At 65.6% G+C, this 18,500-nt stretch carries 16 protein-coding genes; 8 read left to right on the plus strand and 8 right to left on the minus strand.

What is annotated here, in order from left to right:
- Window positions 1-63: 63 nt before the first annotated feature.
- From QXZ94_RS27015 to acs, 3 genes are all read right to left on the minus strand, one after another.
- Complete coding sequence (locus QXZ94_RS27015) at window positions 64-2,094, minus strand: methyl-accepting chemotaxis protein (RefSeq protein ID WP_315723523.1); 2,031 nt, start codon at window positions 2,092-2,094, stop codon at window positions 64-66.
- Between the two features lie 161 nt (window positions 2,095-2,255).
- Window positions 2,256-2,750: a L,D-transpeptidase gene (locus QXZ94_RS27020; protein WP_172113076.1), complete on the minus strand. Its 495-nt coding sequence runs from the start codon at window positions 2,748-2,750 to the stop codon at window positions 2,256-2,258.
- A gap of 216 nt (window positions 2,751-2,966) precedes the next feature.
- On the minus strand, window positions 2,967-4,919 hold the full coding sequence (gene acs, locus QXZ94_RS27025; RefSeq protein WP_315723526.1) for an acetate--CoA ligase: 1,953 nt from the start codon (window positions 4,917-4,919) through the stop codon (window positions 2,967-2,969).
- Between the two features lie 379 nt (window positions 4,920-5,298).
- On the opposite strand from acs, the gene QXZ94_RS27030 reads away from it, so the two are divergent.
- Entirely contained in the window at window positions 5,299-6,486 is a 1,188-nt protein-coding gene (locus QXZ94_RS27030) for a DNA topoisomerase IB (RefSeq protein WP_172133666.1), read from the plus strand.
- A gap of 12 nt (window positions 6,487-6,498) precedes the next feature.
- Here the strand turns inward: QXZ94_RS27030 and QXZ94_RS27035 are convergent, their stop codons facing one another.
- Window positions 6,499-6,867: a hypothetical protein gene (locus QXZ94_RS27035; protein WP_315723529.1), complete on the minus strand. Its 369-nt coding sequence runs from the start codon at window positions 6,865-6,867 to the stop codon at window positions 6,499-6,501.
- Window positions 6,868-7,336: 469 nt separating this feature from the next.
- Here QXZ94_RS27035 and QXZ94_RS27040 point away from each other — a divergent pair, with 469 nt between their 5' ends.
- The 3 genes from QXZ94_RS27040 to QXZ94_RS27050 all read left to right on the plus strand — a co-directional run bounded on the left by QXZ94_RS27040 (window position 7,337) and on the right by QXZ94_RS27050 (window position 9,524).
- Window positions 7,337-7,891, plus strand: a complete 555-nt coding sequence (locus tag QXZ94_RS27040; RefSeq protein ID WP_172112961.1) for a fasciclin domain-containing protein — start codon at window positions 7,337-7,339, stop codon at window positions 7,889-7,891.
- Window positions 7,892-8,097: 206 nt separating this feature from the next.
- Window positions 8,098-8,727: a cytochrome b/b6 domain-containing protein gene (locus QXZ94_RS27045; protein ID WP_315723531.1), complete on the plus strand. Its 630-nt coding sequence runs from the start codon at window positions 8,098-8,100 to the stop codon at window positions 8,725-8,727.
- 14 nt (window positions 8,728-8,741) lie between these two features.
- On the plus strand, window positions 8,742-9,524 hold the full coding sequence (locus QXZ94_RS27050; RefSeq protein ID WP_315723533.1) for a molybdopterin-dependent oxidoreductase: 783 nt from the start codon (window positions 8,742-8,744) through the stop codon (window positions 9,522-9,524).
- 269 nt (window positions 9,525-9,793) lie between these two features.
- Here QXZ94_RS27050 and QXZ94_RS27055 read toward each other — a convergent pair whose 3' ends face one another.
- Complete coding sequence (locus tag QXZ94_RS27055; RefSeq protein ID WP_315723535.1) at window positions 9,794-10,987, minus strand: YbfB/YjiJ family MFS transporter; 1,194 nt, start codon at window positions 10,985-10,987, stop codon at window positions 9,794-9,796.
- A 277-nt stretch (window positions 10,988-11,264) separates the two neighbouring features.
- Here QXZ94_RS27055 and leuB point away from each other — a divergent pair, with 277 nt between their 5' ends.
- Complete coding sequence (gene leuB, locus QXZ94_RS27060; protein WP_315723537.1) at window positions 11,265-12,377, plus strand: 3-isopropylmalate dehydrogenase; 1,113 nt, start codon at window positions 11,265-11,267, stop codon at window positions 12,375-12,377.
- Between the two features lie 1,112 nt (window positions 12,378-13,489).
- Here leuB and QXZ94_RS27065 read toward each other — a convergent pair.
- Together QXZ94_RS27065 and QXZ94_RS27070 are read right to left on the minus strand one after the other, a co-directional pair.
- Window positions 13,490-13,870 (minus strand): hypothetical protein, encoded by a 381-nt coding sequence (locus QXZ94_RS27065; protein WP_315723539.1) that lies wholly within the window; start codon window positions 13,868-13,870, stop codon window positions 13,490-13,492.
- A 228-nt stretch (window positions 13,871-14,098) separates the two neighbouring features.
- Window positions 14,099-14,902 (minus strand): hypothetical protein, encoded by an 804-nt coding sequence (locus QXZ94_RS27070; protein WP_315723541.1) that lies wholly within the window; start codon window positions 14,900-14,902, stop codon window positions 14,099-14,101.
- Window positions 14,903-15,016: 114 nt separating this feature from the next.
- Here QXZ94_RS27070 and QXZ94_RS27075 point away from each other — a divergent pair, with 114 nt between their 5' ends.
- A complete protein-coding gene (locus QXZ94_RS27075; RefSeq protein ID WP_315723543.1) occupies window positions 15,017-16,051 on the plus strand; it encodes an aspartate-semialdehyde dehydrogenase in 1,035 nt (344 codons plus the stop codon).
- A gap of 190 nt (window positions 16,052-16,241) precedes the next feature.
- Complete coding sequence (locus tag QXZ94_RS27080) at window positions 16,242-16,802, plus strand: TIGR00645 family protein (protein ID WP_315723545.1); 561 nt, start codon at window positions 16,242-16,244, stop codon at window positions 16,800-16,802.
- 66 nt (window positions 16,803-16,868) lie between these two features.
- Here QXZ94_RS27080 and QXZ94_RS27085 read toward each other — a convergent pair whose 3' ends face one another.
- The gene (locus QXZ94_RS27085) at window positions 16,869-17,513 is read right to left on the minus strand and encodes a carbonic anhydrase (protein WP_315723546.1); all 645 of its coding nucleotides are present in this window, start codon (window positions 17,511-17,513) and stop codon (window positions 16,869-16,871) included.
- Window positions 17,514-17,614: 101 nt separating this feature from the next.
- Between QXZ94_RS27085 and QXZ94_RS27090 the strand changes: the two genes are divergently transcribed.
- Complete coding sequence (locus tag QXZ94_RS27090; RefSeq protein ID WP_315723548.1) at window positions 17,615-18,493, plus strand: CoA ester lyase; 879 nt, start codon at window positions 17,615-17,617, stop codon at window positions 18,491-18,493.
- Window positions 18,494-18,500: the final 7 nt, after the last annotated feature.

Raw genomic sequence — 18,500 nt, forward strand, 5'->3', positions numbered from 1 at the left:
CGGAAATTGATTGGCGCCCACCTGGCGAGTCGGTGCAGCCGTCGTCCGGCTGCACCGAGCCGGTCAGGCTGCGCGTACGGTCTCTAGAAACTTCTCCACCTCCACTTTGAGATTGCTGCTCTGGAACGTCAGCGACCGTGCCGAATCCAGCACCTGCCCCGAGGCCCTTCCGGTGGCGCTGGCGCCACGGTTGACCTCCGTGATCCTTTCGGCGACCTCGGCCGTGCCCTTGGCCGCTTCGCCGACATTGCGCGCGATCTCGCGCGTCGCCGCGCCCTGCTGCTCGACCGTGGCAGCGATGGTCGTTGCGATGTCAGAGATCTGGGTGATGGTGGCGCCGATCTCCTTGATGGCGGCGACGGACTCCTGCGTCGCGGCCTGCATGCCGGCGATCTGCGTGCCGATGTCCTCGGTCGCCTTGGCGGTCTGAGCCGCCAGCGCCTTGACCTCGCTGGCGACGACGGCGAAGCCGCGTCCGGATTCGCCGGCGCGCGCCGCCTCGATGGTGGCGTTCAGCGCCAGCAGGTTGGTCTGCTCGGCGATCGCCGTGATCAGCTTGACGACGTCGCCGATGCGGCCGGCGGCGGCTTGCAGCTCGTTGATGCGGGCATCGGTCCGTTCGGCCTGCTTGACCGCCTCGTCGGCAATGCGGCTGGAATCGTGGACCTGACGGCTGATCTCGGTGACGGAGGCGCTCATTTCCTCGGTGGCGGAGGCAACGGCCCCGACGTTCGTCGACGCCTCCTCCGACGCCGCGGCCACCATTCCGGACAGCGACTGCGTCTGGTTGGCCGTGCCCGTCAACGTGTCGGCCGCGCCCTCGAGCTGATGCGCCGCCGACGAAACCGTCGTGACGATGCCTCCCACCGCCGCCTGGAACGCATCGGCCAGCTTGATCATCTCCACCCTGCGCTGCTGCGCGGCGATCTTCTCCTGGTTCTTCTGGTCGAGCTCCATCTGCTCGATGCGGATCAGGTTGTCTCTGAAGGTGCGAGCCGCGCGCGCATTGTCGCCGACCTCGTCGCCACGCTCGGTGTAGGGAATCTTGACCGCCTTGTTGCCATTGGCGAGTTCGAGCAGGACTTCGCCGACGCGCCGGATGGGGCGGGCGATGGTGAGCGACGAGAACACGGCCGAGCCGATCAGGATCAGCACCACCAGCGCGCCGACGACGATCGCGACGTTGCCGACGCGCTCCATCTCGGCCGACAACTGGCTCTGCCGCAGCGACAGCATGTCCGTGGCGATCTTCACACCTTCGCCCAGCCGCTTCCTGATCTCCTGATCGGTGGTGACGACCGTCTCCTCGAAGATCCGCCGGCTGGCCTCGTCGGCCTTGAAGTAGTCCAGCGCCGCCGCCTTGAACGCGGTCGCGGTGGTGATCAGCTCGTCGATCCCGGCCTGGATGTCCTTGTTGTTGGTGAGCTCGCGGGACTTCTGCAGGTCGGTGAGCAGTCCGTCCAACCCGGCGGTCACGATGTCGCGTTGCGCCGGATCCGAGGTCGCGCCGAAGCGCCAGCTCGCAGCGCTGACCGAGGCCATGGTGGCATCGGCCGTGCGCAGTTCGGATTCGATGCTGAAATGCACGGGGGATGCGAGCAGGCTTGGCAGGCTCGTCAGCTTGGGAAAGCTGCGCTTCCAGGCGTCGAAGGCCTGGTTGCGGGCCGCGATCTTGGCGAGAACCTCGCCGCGCGCGCGCGCGAAATCGGCGCCGGCTGCGGCGGACTTGTCGATGAACTGGCGAATCTCCGCATACAGCTGCTGCGCCACGGCGCGGGTCGCGCGCTGACGTGCGGCCTCGACTTCACTGCCGGCGGCGGCGAGGTTGCCTTGGAGCGCCTGCAGGCTGGCCTGGAGCCGGTCAGGCGTCGTCGCCCGGGCGATTTCCTGCTGGTTGAGCTGAGCGCGCAGCAGCGCCGCGTCGGCGCCCTGCGCATTGGACTTGTTGGCCATGTTGATGACGGCCAGGCGAGTCAGTTCGGCGATCGACTGGTTGCCGACGATCTGGTTGGCCAGCATGCCCGCGACCAGGAGCACACCGATCCCCGCCGTAGTCCCGAGCTTCGTTCCTATCTTGAAATTAAACCCGAACATCCCACTCCCCAGAGTTGTATCTGGGTAGTAGGCTCAACCAAGATTAAGGAAGTTATAAATACCGCAGACCGTACAACTACAGGTAAAAAGTTCCGTTCTGGAACCGCTCGGAGGGAGTCTATTCCAGAAGCCCTGGCTCCCCGATGTGCGGGCGTCGTCGTTCAGCGCGTCACCACCACGGTCGTGCCGATCGACACGCGCTCGTAGAGGTCAGTGATGTCCTGGTTGAGCATGCGGATGCAGCCATACGAGACGTAGCCGCCCACCGAATTCGGCACGTTGGTGCCGTGGATCGCATATTCACCGCCGGCGAGCGTCAAGGCGGCGACGCCCATTGGATTGCGCGGCGAGCCGCCGGGAATGACGTCCGGCAGTTCCGGCTTGTCGCGCTTGACGGCGGCGGGTGGAGCCCAGGCCGGATTCTTGTACTTGCCGTCGATCTTGGTGGTGCCGGCCCATTGCCGGCCCACCTTGCCGACTCCGACCGGGTAGCGCATGGCGTGGCTGCCATCGAGCACGAGGTAGAGCTTGCGCTCGCCTGTCCTGACCACGATCGTGCCGGGCGAATAGTCGCCGGCAATGCCGACCAGCTCGGGCCGGGCTGAAGCCGTGCCGGCCGTCGCCAGTGTGGCGCCGATCGCCGATGCCGCCACCATCACCGCCTTTGCCAAGGCCAGCCTGATCGCTGCCATCCGCATCGCATCCCCCTTGCCCGGTGACACCGGTGCCACTCCCCGCCGGGAGCACTCGGATCACTTGAGGAAAGGAAAACTTCGTCCGCAAGTAAATGACCTGAAAACAACACTCCCGCGGAATCATCCGCGGGAGTGCCGGGGTCCTTGACGGATCCGACGACGGCGCGCCGGACAGGCTCAGGCCTGCTTCTCCTTGCGGTTCTGCCGGTGCTGCACGAGATCGTCGACCACGCCGGGATCGGCGAGCGTCGAGGTGTCGCCGAGCGCGCCCGGCTCATCCTCGGCGATCTTGCGCAGGATACGGCGCATGATCTTGCCGGAGCGAGTCTTGGGCAGTCCTTGCGAGAACTGGATCTGGTCCGGCGAGGCGATCGGGCCGATCTCCTTGCGCACCCAGGCGACGAGCTCCTTGCGCAGCTCCTCGCTCGGCGTTTCCCCGGCCATCAGGGTGACATAGGCGTAGATGCCCTGGCCCTTGATGTCGTGCGGGTAGCCGACCACGGCGGCTTCCGAGACCTTCGGATGCGCCACCAGCGCGCTCTCGACCTCGGCGGTGCCCATGCGGTGGCCGGAGACGTTGATGACGTCGTCGACCCGGCCGGTGATCCAGTAATAGCCGTCGGCATCGCGGCGGCAGCCGTCGCCGGTGAAGTACTTGCCCTTGTAGGTCGAGAAGTAGGTCATCTCGAACCGGGCGTGGTCGCCATAGACCGTGCGCATCTGGCCAGGCCAGGAGCGGGTGAGGCAGAGATTGCCTTCGGTCGCGCCCTCGAGCGTGACGCCGTCGGCATCGACGATCTCCGGCACCACGCCGAAGAACGGCCGCGTCGCCGAGCCCGGCTTCAATTTGGTCGCGCCCGGCAATGGCGTGATCAGGATGCCGCCGGTCTCGGTCTGCCACCAGGTGTCGACGATCGGGCAGCGGCTGTCGCCGACGACGCGGTGATACCACTCCCAGGCTTCCGGATTGATCGGCTCGCCGACCGAGCCGAGCAGGCGCAGCGACGCGCGCGAGGTCTTCTTCACCGGCTCGTCGCCGCCCTGCATCAGCGCGCGGATGGCGGTCGGCGCGGTGTAGAAGATGTTGACCTTGTGCTTGTCGATGACGTTCCAGAACCGCGAATTGTCCGGATAGTTCGGCACGCCTTCGAACATCAGGGTAACAGCGCCGTTGGCGAGCGGCCCATAGAGAATGTAGCTGTGGCCGGTGACCCAACCGACGTCGGCGGTGCACCAATAGACATCGCCCTCGTGATAGTCGAACACGTAGTGATGCGTCATCGCGGCGTAGACGAGATAGCCGCCGGTGGTGTGCAGCACGCCCTTGGGCTGGCCGGTCGAGCCCGAGGTGTAGAGGATGAACAGCGGATCCTCCGCGTTCATGTGCTCGACCGGGCAGTCGGTCGTCACCATCTCGGCGGCCTCGTGGTACCAGAAGTCGCGGCTCGGGTTCATCTCGACCTTGCCGCCGGTGCGCTTGACCACGACGACCCAGTCGACATTGTCGACCTTGTTCAGCGCCGCGTCGACATTGGCCTTCAGCGGCACCTTGCGGCCGCCGCGCAGGCCCTCGTCGGCGGTGATGACGACCTTGGAGTCGCAATCCTTGATGCGCTGGGCGAGCGAATCCGGCGAGAAGCCGGCGAACACCACGGAATGGATGGCGCCGATGCGGGCGCAGGCCAGCATCGCGTAAGCCGCCTCCGGAATCATCGGCAGGTAGATGGTGACGCGGTCGCCCTTCTTGACGTTGCGGTTGCGCAGGATGTTGGCCATCTTGCACACTTCGTCATGCAGCTCGCGATAGGTGATGTGCTTGGACTGCGAGGGATCGTCGCCCTCCCAGATGATCGCGGTCTGGTCGCCGCGGGTGGCGAGGTGGCGGTCGATGCAGTTGTAGGCGGCGTTGAGAACGCCGTCCTCGAACCATTTGATCGAGATGTTGCCGGGGGCGTAGGAGACGTTCTCGATTTTCGTCGGCGCATGGATCCAGTCGACGCGCTTGGCCTGCTCGGCCCAGAAACCGTTCGGATCCTTGATCGAGCGCGCGTACATCTCCTGGTACTTCGCGTCGTCGACAAAGGCGCGTTTCGTCCACTCGGCCGGAACGTCGTAGATCTTCTCGGACATTTCACACCCTCCGCATGCGGCCCGCCGTGGTCCATCGCAGGCCGTCGTTGTTCCCACTATGCGTCCGCGTAACCGGCGGCGACAAGGCAAGACAAGTAGAACCTTCGGCGGGGAGGCGGTCTGCGCAGGATCAAAGAATTGTGCGCAGAGGTTGCGGCAGTCGCGATTTTGGTGAGGCCACCCCGCGTCCAGCGGACGTCAAGGTTACCCCGGATCAGCTCGCGTAACGGTATGATGGGGCCGTTTTGCCCAAATTTAAGGACTCGCCATCCGGGCGATCACACCCTAAATCGCCTTGAAGCTGTGGATAACCCCGCCGGAACCAAACCGGACTCCGGGGCATTGAGCGGATGAGCACGACGGCAGGGCGTCTAAAGCAATGATGGACCAGCAGAATTTCGAGAGCCCCCGGGTCGGTCCGGCCGATCCCGAGGTCGCGCTCGCGAAGGCGCTGGGCCAATGGCCGGCCAAGCCGCCCCGCCGCAAGCTGACGCTGAAGGATCTCGCCCACGCCAAGACCGCCGATGCGCAAGGCCATGCCAAGACCACGGTCGAGGAACTGGCCAAGCGCATCGGGTTGAAGCTCGGCGACCAGACCGAGCTGACCATCCGCCGCATCAAGCGCGGCAAGAGCTATACCTTCATTCGCGCCAACGGCACCCAGATCCGCCATGCCGGCACCATCCGCCGCCTTCATGCGATGGCGGTGCCGCCGGCCTATCGCGAGGTGCGCTACGCGCCCGATCCCAGCCTGCACCTGCAGGCGGTCGGCATCGACGCCGCCGGCCGGCTGCAATACCGCTATCACGCCGATTGGGAGAAGGTGCGCGAGCATCGCAAGGCGCATCGCCTCGCCAAGCTGGTCGGCGCGCTGCCGCGCATCCGCCGCGCGGTGTCGAAACATCTCGCCGGCGACGAGCCGACGCGGGAGTTCGCGCTGGCGGCCGTGATCGAGCTGATTGCGCGCACCGCGATCCGCCCCGGCAGCGAGTCCTATGCGCGCCTCAACGGCACCCGTGGCGCCGCGACGCTGTTGAAGTCGAACGTTCTCCTCGAGGACGACTGCCTCGTGCTGACCTTCAAGGCCAAGGGCGGCAAGGCGGTGCGCAAGGAATGCGACGCCGCCAAGCTGGTGCGCGCCGCCGGCATTCTGCGCGGCCTGCCCGGCCGGCGCATGTTCCAGTATCGCGACGCGCAGGGCGTGGTGCGCGCGGTCTCGACCACCCAGGTCAACGCCTTCCTGCGCGAGATCGCCGGCATCAAGATCTCGCTGAAGGATTTTCGCACGCTGATGGCGTCGGCCGTCGCGCTGGAAACGCTGTCGCGGATCACGCCGGCGGCGAGCGCGCGCGGCCGCAAGAAGCAGATTCTGGAAGCGATCCGCGCCGCCGCCGACGAGCTCACCAACACGCCGGCGATCTGCCGCAAGAGCTACGTGCACGACACCATCGTGACCGCGTTCGAGGACGGCATCCTCGAACGCTTCGCCGCCACCATGAAGGGCCAGCGCTCGCAGACGAAGCGCGAGCAACTGCTGGCCCAGGTGGTGACGGCCGTCTCGGCCTGAGGCAACAATCAGTCATGCCTGGCAGCGCGGTCCGATCTTGGCCGAGGCCAGGAAACGCGCGATCGGATCGAGCTGCTTGCACGGCGCCGCCGCGCTCCTCAGCGGCTCGGCGTTGCGCGTGGCCGGACGCATCACGGTCTTCTTGCTGGTCACCTTGGCACGGCGAGCGACCGATGCGCCACGGCTCTCCGCGCGCACGGCCTTCGAGATCAGCGGCAGGCGCGCGCCCTCGGTGAGGTCCACCGGCGGCGTCTCGAAGCTGCGATCGCTCTCGCTCAACGTATCAACGCCGGGGATCGGCTCGCGGATCAGCGACGACGTCGTCTCGCCGGCGGTATCGGCCGGCGTCACCGCCGCCAGCACCATCTTCGTTGCAAACAAGCAGCAGATTATCACGAGGCAGAACCCCGCAATCCAGATCGTTCTGTTCACTGTTGGAAACCCCCGCCGATCGCGCCGGAGCGTGCAGGACATCCCCTTCCCACAGCCGGCGCCGTGCCCACCAATCAACCTTAAGAAAGTCTTACTCGCAATGTCTTCGGCAGGTTCGGCCGGCCTCGGCTGGCATTGTAGTTAATGCGAAGCCGCGTCGGCCAATGACCGACCCGCAGCGATGAGTTCGCAACGGCTGCGACATTGCGGCGCGCGACCTCTGGGCCAATGAGTCGGCGAGACGATCTCAGTCGCAGTTGGTTTCACGGATCACGTTAAATTATGACGCGAAACTCGCATCCCGAAGCTCGCGTAGCTCGGCCCGACACGACGCAAGAGCAAGCCGCTCATTCCAGCATCGGTGTCGCAGTCGAACTCATCACGCGGCTCTGCCGCCGTCGTTCATAGGGAGCTATCCATGTCCAAGCGCATTGCCTATCTCGCTGCCGCCGCCTTCAGCGCGCTGTCGCTGACCTCGACCTTCGTGGCGCCCGCCAGCGCCGAGGAGAAGACCGTGATGGTCGGAGGTGCGGCGATGTATCCGTCGAAGAACATCATCCAGAACGCGGTCAATTCGAAGGATCATACGACGCTGGTCGCAGCCGTGAAGGCCGCCGGTCTCGTGCAGACGCTGGAAGGCAAGGGCCCGTTCACGGTGTTCGCGCCGACCAACACCGCCTTCGGCAAGCTGCCGGCCGGCACCGTCGACACGCTCGTCAAGCCGGAGAACAAGGCGACGCTGACCAAGATCCTCACCTATCACGTCGTGCCCGGCAAGCTCGAGGCCGCCGACCTGAAGGACGGCCAGATGCTGAAGACCGTCGAGGGCGAGCAGCTCACCGTCAAGCGCGAGGGCAAGAACGTGATGATCGTCGACGCCAAGGGCGGCACCTCGATGGTTACGGTGCCGAACGTCAACCAGTCGAACGGCGTGATCCACGTGGTCGACACCGTGCTGATGCCGGCGTCGTAAGACCCGGCGAAACACCGGACGCATCCGTTTCTTCCTCCTCCTCGCGGATGCGATCCCGAGCGAGCCGGGCCCACCCCGGCTCGCTTTTTTGTGAGAGCCATCGCTCCGAAAGCATCGATTTGCCGGTTTGAGCCCGTAACGACAGGCCGCCGTTTCGCGTATATCTGTCGGAACCTTGAAGACCACCCGGAACCACCGAGCCCGTCATGTCCAGCATCGCTGCCACCGAGACGACGATCGCGACCCCGCAGACCAAGGTGATCCAGCCCGCCTGGGTCCGCGTCATGCACTGGATCAACGCCGTGGCGATGATCCTGATGATCATGTCCGGCTGGCAGATCTACAACGCCTCGCCGCTGTTCGACTTCCGCTTCGACCGCAGCATCACGCTCGGCGGCTGGCTCGGCGGCGCGCTGCTGTGGCACTTCGCCGCGATGTGGCTGCTGATGCTGAACGGCCTCGCTTATCTCGTCACGGGTCTTGCCACCGGCCGGTTCCGCCGCAAGCTGCTGCCGGTCTCGCCGGCTGCTGTCATCGCCGACGTCAAGGCCGCGCTGACCTTCAAGCTCTCGCATGCCGATCTCACCGTCTACAACGCGGTGCAGAAGCTGCTCTATCTCGGCATCATCCTGGTCGGCATCCTCGTGGTGCTCTCGGGCCTGTCGATCTGGAAGCCGGTGCAGCTGCACTGGCTGGTCATGCTGTTCGGCGACTACCCGGCCGCGCGCTACGTCCATTTCGTCTGCATGGCGCTGATCTGCGCCTTCCTGGTCATCCACATCCTGCTCGCGCTGCTGGTGCCGAAGAGCCTGCGCGCGATGATCATCGGCCGCTGAGGGGAGACTGCATCATGGCCAAGCGTCCGTTCCTCATTCCCGGCGTCGACAAGCGGCTGCTGATCAAGGATTCGATCAAGGCGATGCCCGATCTCTCGCGGCGCCGTTTCATCACCGGCGGCGCCAGCCTGGGCGCGCTGACCCTGCTCACCGGATGCGACGTCGTCGACGGCGACACTGCCGAGGAGCTGCTCAAGAAGGTGTCGAAGTTCAACGACGCCGTGCAGTCCTGGATGTTCAATCCGGATGCGCTGGCGCCGACCTTCCCGGAGAGCGCAATTACAAAGCCGTTCCCGTTCAACGCCTACTACACGCTCGACGAGGCGCCGGAGATCGACGCCGCCGACTGGAAGCTCGAGGTCCGCGGCCTCGTCGACAACAAGAAGTCTTGGACGCTCGACGAACTGCACGCGCTGCCGCAGGTGACGCAGATCACGCGCCATATCTGCGTCGAGGGCTGGAGCGCGATCGGCTCTTGGACCGGCACGCCGCTGCGCGACTTCCTCAAGCTGATCGGCGCCGACACCCGTGCCAAATACGTCTGGTTCAACTGCGCCGACTCTCAGGGCTACAATTCGCCGCTGGACATGCGTACCGCGCTGCATCCGCAGACCCAGATGACCTTCAAGTTCGCCGACCAGATCCTGCCGCGCGCCTACGGCTACCCGATGAAGATCCGCGTCCCCACCAAGCTCGGCTTCAAGAACCCGAAATACGTCGTCGCGATGGAAGTCACCAACGACTACAAGGGCGGCTATTGGGAGGACCAGGGGTACAATTCGTTCAGCGGGAGTTGAGCGCGAGAGCTGATGAAGCCCCGGATCGCCGCCACCCCCTCACATCCGCCGCGGCGTGGATCCCGGCGTTCGCCGGGATGACACCGGTTGTGAAGCGAGAGATCGCCACGCACTCCGCTGTCGTCCCGGCCTTGAGCCGGGACCCATACCCACAGAGAATGGTTTGAGGCAGGCGGGTCATTGGCATTTGGCCCATCACATCCGCCGCGGCGCATGGATCCCGGGTCAAGCCCGGGACGACACCGTGGGTTAGGCGCGGTCTGTGGCTTTCAGCGCTCCGTGGCCTTCAGCTTGTGTTGGAAGGCCGCCATCACGGCTCCCAGCAGCAGCAGCGCGGCCGAGACGTTCAGCGCATAGGTCAGACTGCCCATCGCATCCGTGATCGCGCCGACGGCGAACGGGCCCAAGGTCTGGCCGACGCCGAATGAAATGGTCAGCGCGGCGATCGCGCGCGGCCAGGCGGCCTGCGGCAGGTTGAAGCGGACGAACGCGGTCGTCGCCGTCGTGACCGTCGAGAACGCGATGCCGAACACCGCAGCAGACAGCGTCAGCATGACCGGCGTATGGCTGAGCGCGGGCAGGCCGGCGCCAATGGCGTTGATCGTAAGGATCAGCGCGGTCGGCCAGCCGCCGCGGTCGAGCGCCAGCACGCGGCGCCACACCCAGGGCGTGGTGAATCCGGCGAGCCCGATCAGGCACCAGAACCCGGATTGCGCGGCGGCGCCGCCGCCGAGATCGCGGACATAGGCGATCATGAAGGTGAGATAGGCGATGTAGCCGGCACCGTAGAGGAAGTAGGCGAACAGATAGATCGTCATCGGCCGCAGCGACACGCGATCCGCGCGGCTCTCCGTCGCCGTCGCGTTCGCCGGGATCGGCATCAGCAGCAGCGGCACGATCAGCGCCGCGCCGACGCCTGCGAGCACCGCCCACACGATCCACCAGGAGCCCGGCCCGAACGCCTGCAGCACGAACGGCGCGATCAGGCCGGAGATGACGATGCCAAGCGGCGGACCGGCATAGAACAGGCTGAGCACGAAGCTGGCCTGCGCCGGCCGCGCCAAGGCGACCCGCGCCGCCACGGCACCGCCGGCGACGAGGGCCACGCCGGCGCCGATCCCCGTCACCAGCCGGGCCAGACTGAGGGCTGTGAAGTCGCCGGTCATGGCGCACACCACGAGCGAGGCCAGCGCAGCCAGCGTTCCCCCGCGCACAGCCGCCAGCCCGCCGAAGCGTCTGGCCAGCGGCGCCGCGATCAGGGCGCCGATCAGATAGCCGGCGGCATTGACCGTGTTCATGAAGCCCGCCGCCGAATATGACCAGTGCAGGCTGTCCCGCATGTCCGGCAGCACCAGCGCATAGGCGAAGCGGCCGATGCCGAGACCGATGATGGGCCCGAGCGACAGTGTGAGATTGGTCAGCGCCGGACGGGCCGGAAGCGGGGCGGATGGGGGGATCGGCAAGAAATGCTCCGGCGCCACGAAGGTCGGGCCATTCATGCTGTCCGGCCGCGGATTTCGAGCACATTACAGCCCGGTCTGCCGGTACAGAAGACGTGCTGCGGCAATGGTGGCTTGCCAAGGGCGCAGGAGCGCTTTAGCACTCCGCGCGGATTTTAAAGCCGCTCTTCGTCAGCCCGGACTTGCACCGGGCATCCTCGTCCTGTCCGCTCGCCAGAGCACGGGCGCGGATGGCCGGACGAGACCGGTCATGACAACGACCCACGCGAGGATAACGACCATGGCGACCCAGAAGCTCCTGCTGCTGCCCGGCGACGGCATCGGCCCCGAAGTGATGGCCGAGGTGAAGCGTCTCATCGGCTGGCTCAACGGCAAGGGACTTGCTTCGTTCGAGACCGAAGAGGGCCTGGTCGGCGGCGCCGCATACGACGCGCATGGCGCGTCGATCTCGGAAGCCGACATGGACAAGGCCAAAGCGGCCGACGCCATCATCTTCGGCGCCGTCGGTGGTCCGAAGTGGGACGGCGTTCCCTATGAGGTGCGCCCCGAGGCCGGCCTGTTGCGCCTGCGCAAGGATCTCGGCCTGTTCGCGAATCTGCGTCCTGCCGTGTGCTATCCGGCGCTGGCCGATGCTTCCAGCCTGAAGCGCGAGATCGTCGAGGGGCTCGACATCATGATCGTGCGCGAGCTCACCGGCGGCGTGTATTTCGGCGAGCCCAAGACCATCACCGATCTCGGCAACGGCCAGAAGCGCGCCGTCGATACCCAGGTCTACGACACCTATGAGATCGAGCGCATCGCCCGCGTCGCCTTCGACCTCGCGCGCAAGCGCCGCAACAAGGTGACGTCGATGGAGAAGCGCAACGTCATGAAGTCGGGCGTGCTCTGGAACGAGGTCGTCACGGCCGTCCACGCGCGCGAGTACAAGGACGTCACGCTCGAGCACCAGCTCGCCGATTCCGGCGGCATGAACCTCGTGAAGTATCCGAAGATGTTCGACGTCATCGTCACCGACAATCTGTTCGGCGACATGCTGTCCGACATCGCGGCGATGCTGACGGGGTCGCTCGGCATGCTGCCCTCGGCCTCGCTCGGCGAGGTCGACGCCAAGACTCACAAGCGCCGCGCGCTCTATGAGCCGGTGCACGGCTCGGCGCCCGACATCGCCGGCAAGGGCCTGGCGAATCCGATCGCGATGCTGACCTCGTTCGGCATGGCGCTGCGCTACTCCTTCGACATGGGCGCGCTCGCCGACAAGCTCGACAACGCGATTGCCGCCGTGCTCGCCTCGGGCCTGCGCACCGCCGACATCAAGGCCGAGGGCTCGACCCCGGCGTCGACCACACAGATGGGCGAGGCGATCATCAAGGAGCTGGAGAAGCTCACGGCGTAAGAAGCTCACGGTGTGATTGGAGCGATGCTCATTTGAGCCGAGCTGTCACCGCACGGGCGCTCTGCTCCCCTCCCCCTTGCGGGGAGGGGTCGGGGGTGGGGGTCCCCACCCAGTGAGCGAGCTTGGGGCAATGGCGTCTTTCCAGATTAGCCATGGTTTATCATCACCATCGATGCGCTCCTCCTGAAGCGCATCGGCCATTCGTTTGTACGTGGACTCATCGACGGCATCGCCCGGAGACCCCCACCCCCAACCCCTCCCCGCAAGGGGGAGGGGAGCCTACCGTCGCTGGGGATGCAGCTCGATCAACTCATTAGCACGGGCTCGAACGCGCCTTCTTGCGAGACGCAATGTGGGCCGCCCGCCGGGCAAATCAGGTCGTTGTTTTGCGCGATTGGCGTCGGCAAGCGCGCCCGATCGCCCATCTTCCAGCTGAAAATCCGCTGCGCCGAAAAACTCATTTCGCCCGTGCGATCAACCCGATCAGTTGATCCAGCCCGCTGACGCCAAAAATTGCACTTTCGCCTTTCCAGAATCCATGCTTCCCTCCCCTCATCCCGCTTCGCCGGCAAGGGGCGTTTCGCGATCGTCACGAGGCGTGAGGCGGGGATGCGGTGGCCGCGAGGGCTCGCAGCACGTCCTTCAACGGCGTGCGGACGAACGAGGCTCTTGCGGACGTGAAGCTGCGTGGTCCTGGCGCCCCGATGCTGGCGCCAAGTCGGAAGGGCGATGATCCCGAAGACGACGGTGGCTACAAGCCGGACACCGGGGAGAGCGCAGAGTAAGCGTGAAAACCATCGTGCAGGGAAGGCCGGGTCGTGCCGGCTGTACCTGTGGTTCCTGCCCCGTGCATTCTTTTCGCACGGGGGCCACGGGCCTCAGCCGAGGCTCGGCCTTCCCTGCGCCCTTGCTTCCGATGAGGGCGAATGTACCGGATCACTCGGACGCCAGAGCGCCGCGAGAACGAGATTGCATGTCGGCGTCTTTGGTCGCTGCGTTCCTCGCAATGCCGGGAGGCAAGAGCGATGTCGATGGCCTGCTCACAAACGAAAAAGCCGGGCGGAGCCCGGCCTTAAATCATCGGATTGGGTGTTCGAATGACGCCACAGCCCTCAGTAGGGGATCGGAATCCGGGTCGGGTAGCCGCCGAGATCGGACGGCGCCATCAGCGGCTGGCGGTCGATCGGGCGGTTCAGGTTTTCGCGGGCAAAGGACGGATAGCCAACCGCGGGCGGGAAGGCGTAGTCGCTGAACTTGCGGTCGCCCGGCAGCACCTCGGTGCCGCCGTCCAGCCAGGAGCGCTTGCTCACATAGATGCGGGTGCGCGGGCCGGACTGGTAGGAATAGTTCGGTCCGTTGGAGTAGACCACCGTCGAGCGACGCTTGGCGGGGGCGGCATCGGCGGAGGTGACGGCAAGAGTCGTGATGGCAAGACCGGTCGCGGCGATCACCGCCAAGGTCATGACCCGGGTCGCAGAAGAAAATTCAATCATCACGTCCTCTTCCTGGCGCCAAACGGGGCGGGCGCTCGCCATGCGCATGATTTGGCCCGCACAATATCTGGGTCGGCTGTGGCATCACAAGGTCATTCCCGCGACGCCGCCGAAGATAAATTCCGGCTGTGGCGGGAAAGTTGCATCAAAATCCGTCACTTGCCGGGGGCGGATGATGTCCGATCGTGGCCTCGCAGTCGCCGGCAACATGCGGACGCAAATCGCCGCTCAGAAGGTGCCGCGCAGCCGGGGATTGTCGAGGGCCGTGATCCAGTCGTTGAGCGTCTTGGCTACCCCCGTCGCGTCGCAATCGGCGCGCCGCGGCTCGGCCTGGGCGAACAGCTCGGTCAGGGCGGCATCATGGCCGGACGGCGACAGCAGGGTCAGGCGGTTGAGCATGCAGCCGACGGCGGCGCGCCGGGTCTGCAGGGCGACGCCCTGGCAGGACCAGCCGGAGATTCGCAGCGCCGGCACGGCGATGGTCTTCAGAAAGCCCAGGCAGGCGCCCGGGCCGTCCGGAGCGCCGGCCTGACGCAACAGGCTGATCGGGCCAAACCGGCTGTCGATGATGCCGGCCGCCTCGAGCTCGGGCGCAGGACGCCCCATGCGCGCCGCCAGATCGCCGATCGGGTTGCGCATGCCGTCGCGCTCCGGTCCGATCCGGTAAATCTCGATCTCGGCCGCCGACCGGTCCGCCGGCTCGCCCCAGCGCAGCACGTCCTTGCGGCCGCCGGCGGGGTGGGCCAGCATGGTGTAGGTTGCGGATCTGTCGGGCTGGTCGGTGAGGCGCAGCGAAAACGCCGGCACCGCGCCGTCGGCAAGCATCCAGCCTGCCCTGGACGACGGCGTGTCGTCGCCGGCGTCGAGCCGGTTCCAGGCGGCGACGCCGAGCATGGCGATCAACGCCAGCGCTCCCACATAGGCAAACAGGCGCGCAAAGGTGCCGCAGACCTCGTCCGCCACGGCCTTGAGCGCCGGCGAGATGCGAGGATTGCGGGGCGTCGCGGCTGTTCTGGCCGAATCGGGATGCATCGAATGCGATACGTCGTGGTAACGTTGTGTCAGGGACGTTTCTCGCATAGAAGCGCTGCCGCTTCCGTTTCCGCTTGTACGCGCGATCGGCCAAATTTCTTCGGAGAGTGAACGATGGGTTACAAAGTCGCAGTGGTCGGCGCGACCGGCAATGTCGGACGGGAAATGCTCAATATTCTCGATGAGCGCCAATTCCCCGTGGACGAGGTCGTGGCGCTGGCGTCACGCCGCAGCGTCGGTGTGGAGGTGTCGTATGGCGACCGCACCCTGAAGGTCAAAGCGCTCGAGCACTACGATTTTGCCGACGTCGACATCTGCCTGATGTCCGCGGGCGGCTCGGTCTCGAAGGAATGGTCGCCGAAGATCGGCGCCGCCGGGTGTGTCGTGATCGACAATTCCTCGGCCTGGCGCATGGACCCGGACGTGCCGCTGATCGTGCCGGAGGTGAATGCCGATGCGGCCGCGGGCTTCAACAAGAAGAACATCATCGCCAACCCGAACTGCTCGACTGCGCAGCTCGTGGTCGCGCTGAAGCCGCTGCACGACAAGGCCACGATCAAGCGCGTTGTGGTCTCGACCTATCAGTCGGTGTCCGGCGCCGGCAAGGATGCGATGGACGAATTGTTCTCGCAGACCAAGGCCGTCTACACCAACGACGAACTCGTCAACAACAAGTTCCCCAAGCGCATCGCCTTCAACGTCATTCCGCAGATCGACGTCTTCATGGAAGACGGCTTCACCAAGGAAGAGTGGAAGATGATGGCGGAGACCAAGAAGATCCTCGATCCGAAGATCAAGCTGACCGCGACCTGCGTGCGCGTGCCGGTGTTCGTCGGCCACTCCGAGGCGGTTAATGTCGAGTTCGAGAATCCGATCACCGCTGACGAGGCGCGCAACATCCTGCGCAACGCGCCGGGCTGTCTCGTGATCGACAAGCATGAGCCGGGCGGCTACGTGACGCCCTACGAGGCCGCCGGCGAGGACGCCACCTACATCAGCCGCATCCGCGAGGATGGCACCGTCGAGAACGGCCTCGCCTTCTGGTGCGTGTCCGACAATTTGCGCAAGGGCGCCGCGCTGAACGCGATCCAGATCGCCGAAGTGCTGATCTACCGCAAACTGATCACCGCCAAGAAGAAGGCGGCCTGAGAGACTGACGGTGCGCCGTCGCCCGGGTAAGCATCATGGCCGTCGCATATGACAATGGAAGTTTGGGGATCGTCTGTCTCTAAGTCGTCATGGCCGGGACAAGCCCGGGCATGACGGCGTAACTGATCAGAAGGGTCGTTTGCGGGCGAGTCCCGGTGGAATGACCGAGCGGATTCGGGTGGGGTCGAAATTGGCTGAAAGCAGTAAGACCGAGTCGACGGAAGCGCCGGTGCCGGCCAAGCACGCGCCCGGTCCGCTCGAGCGCGGGCTCGAAGGCTTCCTGTTCAAGAGCCGCTGGCTGATGGCGCCGTTCTATGTCGGCCTCGTTGTCAGCCTCGTGGTGCTGCTGTTCAAATTCGCGCTGCTGCTGTGGGAGAGCGTCGTCCATCTGCCCACCGCCAAGGAGAGCGACATCATCCTCGGCGTGCTCAGCCTGATCGACGTCTGCCTCACCGGCAATCTCGTGCTGATCGTGGTGTTCTCGGGCTACGAGAATTTCGTCTCGCGCATCGATCCCGGCGGCCATCCGGACTGGCCGGAATGGATGACCAAGGTCGACTTCGCCGGGCTGAAGCAGAAGCTGCTGGCCTCGATCGTCGCGATTTCGGCCATTCAGTTGCTGAAGGCCTTCATGAATCTCGACGCCGGCTACGACTCGGTCAAGCTCGGCTGGCTGGTCGGCGTGCACATGACCTTCGTGGTGTCGACGGTGATGCTGGCGCTGTCCGACCGGTGGTCGGGCGGACATTGACGAGGGGCGAATGGCGAGTAGCCAATGGCGAATGGGGTAATCGAACCACTCGCTACTCCCTATTCGCTACTCGCCGGCGCGTGCGCTCTTGAATTCCTTGCTCGCCTTGTCGAGCACGAACAGCGAGCCCTCGGACACCCCGAAATAGGCGCCGTGCAGTTGCAGGTCGCCCGCCTCGACCCGGCTGCGCACGAACGGGAACGTCATGAGGTTCTCGAGGCTGCGGAACACCGCGGCCTTCTCGATCCGGGTGACGAAGTCCTGAAAGCTCTCATGGTCGCGCTGCTCGACGACCTCGCCGGGCTTGATGAACATCGACATCCAGCGGCCGATGAAGTCGCCCGGCGACAGCGGCGCCGCCTTGTCGACGAAGGCGCGGATGCCGCCGCACTGGGCATGGCCAAGGATCACGATGTGCTTCACCTTCAGCACCGTGACGGCATATTCCAGCGCCGCCGAGACGCCGTGGGCGTTGGCGTCGGGCTGATAGATCGGCACCAGATTGGCGATGTTCCGAAGCACGAACAGTTCGCCCGGCCCGACGTCGAAGATCACCTCGGGCGAGACGCGGGAATCGCAGCAGCCGATCACCATGACTTCGGGCGACTGGCCGCGCTCGGACAGCTCCAGATAGCGGCTCTGTTCGGTGGGGAGGCGCTGGGTGGTGAAGGCGCGATAGCCTTCGAGCAGACGTTGCGGAAACGAGATCATGGGCCTTGCCTAAACACATGCGGCCAGCGGGAACAAGCCTTTCGGCCCGGCGGGCGAAATGGTATCGCGGGCCGCCGCCATAAACCAAGGGAAACGCCGACATGATCCGCCCGCGCCGCAGCCTCCTGTTCATGCCCGGCTCCAATGCGCGGGCGCTCGAGAAGGGGCGGAACCTGCCGGCCGACGGCCTGATCCTCGATCTCGAGGATTCGGTGGCGCCGGACGCCAAGGCTGCGGCGCGCGAGCAGATCGCCAAGGCGGTGGCCGCCGATGGCTACGGCAAGCGCGAGCTCCTGATTCGTATCAACAGCCTGGACACGTCCTGGTGGAGCGACGACGTCGCGATGGCCGGCCAGACCGCGACCGACGGCATCCTGGTTCCCAAGGTCTCGACCGTCGAGGATCTGCGCATGGTGACCAGCCGCCTTGCCGAGGTCGGCGCCGATCCGGCGCTGAAAGTGTGGGCGATGATCGAGACCGCGCGCGCCGTGCTCGATGCGGACCGCCTCGCGGCCACCGTGCATGAGGAAGGCTCACGGCTTGCCGGCTTCGTGTTCGGACCGAACGACATTTCGCGCGAGACGCGCATCCGGATGCTGCCGGGCCGCGCGACGATGCTGCCGATGATCAGCCATTGCATCCTGGCGACGCGCGCGCACGGGCTGGAAATTCTCGATGGTCCCTACAGCGATTTCGCCAATGCCGATGGCTTCTCGCAGGAATGCATCCAGGCCCGCGATCTCGGCTTTGACGGCAAGACACTGATCCACCCGGGACAGATCGACGCCTGCAACGCGATCTTCACGCCGCCGGCGGCCGAGGTCGCCGAGGCCCGCAAGATCATCGCGGCGTTCGAGTTGCCCGAGAATGCCTCGCGCGGCGCGATCCAGATCGACGGCCGCATGGTCGAGCGGCTGCACGCCGAGATGGCCCGGCGGACGATCGCGATTGCGGACGCCATCGCGGCGGCGGGGAAGTGAAGTGATC

Source organism: Bradyrhizobium sp. SZCCHNS2022, assembly GCF_032377575.1.
GTDB lineage: Bacteria > Pseudomonadota > Alphaproteobacteria > Rhizobiales > Xanthobacteraceae > Bradyrhizobium > Bradyrhizobium aeschynomenes.